The organism is Bittarella massiliensis (ex Durand et al. 2017), assembly GCF_017566145.1.
Lineage (GTDB): Bacteria > Bacillota > Clostridia > Oscillospirales > Ruminococcaceae > Bittarella > Bittarella massiliensis_A.
On the sequence record NZ_JABFCL010000271.1, the window covers coordinates 1 to 218 of the forward strand.

The 218-nt window shown below is 59.2% G+C and carries 1 protein-coding gene; it reads left to right on the forward strand.

Translation table 11 applies throughout. From position 1 onward, the window contains the following. Nucleotides 1–28: 28 nt before the first annotated feature. Nucleotides 29–218 (forward strand): Rid family hydrolase (locus tag HJY11_RS14300; protein ID WP_243764581.1); only part of this gene is annotated, 190 nt, incomplete at its 3' end.

A 218-nucleotide genomic window follows, 5' to 3' on the forward strand; every position in this document is an offset into this window, starting at 1 on the left:
GCTTTTGTTCCACAGAAAGGAAAGAAACATGGAAATCAAATACACGCAGACAGAAAAAGCACCCGCGGCCATCGGCCCGTACTCGCAGGCGGTGTCTGTCGGGAATCTGCTGTTCACTTCCGGCCAGATCCCCATTGATCCGGCCACGGGCGAGATCGCGGGTGCGACCATCGAGGAACAGGCGCGCCAGAGCGTCGCCAATGTCGGGGCGATTCTGG